Here is a 1025-nt window from a genome sequence, read left to right on the forward strand (position 1 = left end):
GTGTTGGACGGGGTGCCGCTGACCGGTGTCATTCACGCGGCCGGGATCGTGGACGACGGCCTGACCACGGCCCTGACCGCGGAGCGGGTGGAGTCGGTGATGCGGCCGAAGGCCGACGCGGCCTGGAACCTGCACGAGCTGACCCGTGATCTGGATCTGGACACCTTCGTCCTGTTCTCTTCGGTGTCCGGGGTCTGGGGCAACCCGGGCCAGGCCAACTACGCGGCGGGCAACACCTTCCTGGACGCCCTGGCCGCGTACCGCCGCAGGTCCGGTGTGCCGGCGACATCCCTGGTGTGGGGGCCGTGGGAGTACGGCATGGCGAGCGCGCTCGCCGATGTCGACTGGCGGCGGCTGTCCCGCCAGGGGCTGAAGCCGCTGTCCGCGGTGGACGGCCTCGCCATGCTGGACGCGGCCACTGGCGCCGCCGACCCGCTGCTGGTGACGGCCCGGCTGGACCTGCCCGCCCTGCGTCGCTCCGGCGAGGTTCCGCCGCTGCTGTCCGGCCTTGTCCGTACGGCGCGTACGGGCTCGCCTGCCCGTCGTACCGTCGGCCAGGCGGGCGATGGCCAGAACGCGCTGGCCGCACGTCTGGCCGGGCTGGGCCCGGCCGAACAGCACGAGGTCGTGCAGGACCTGGTCATGGCGCAGGCCGCCATGGTGCTGGGCATGTCGGGCCCCGAAGCCGTCGATCCCGGCCGCTCCTTCCGCGACGCCGGCTTCGACTCCCTGACCGCAGTCGAACTGCGCAGCCGACTGAACAACGCCATGGGCCTGCGCCTGTCGGCGACGGTGGTGTTCGACTATCCGACTCCGGCGGCGCTGACCGAGTTCGTACTGCGCGAGGTGGTCGGCGAGACGGGTGCCGTGTCGGTGGGCTCGGCCCTCCCGGCGGCCGGCGGAGCGCCGGTTGACGACGACCGTCTGGTGATCGTGGGGATGGCCTGCCGCTTCCCGGGTGGTGTGTCGTCTCCGGGCGAGTTCTGGCAGTTGCTGGAGTCGGGTGGGGACGCGGTGGGTGCGTT

At 72.4% G+C, this 1025-nt stretch carries 1 protein-coding gene; it reads left to right on the forward strand.

Features of this window, described 5'->3' with window-relative positions:
- Window positions 1-1025, forward strand: a 1025-nt coding sequence (locus AC4IJH_RS43565) for a beta-ketoacyl reductase (protein ID WP_490857572.1), incomplete at both ends; no start/stop codon positions are given.

Source organism: Streptomyces sp. UF-297, assembly GCF_058245575.1.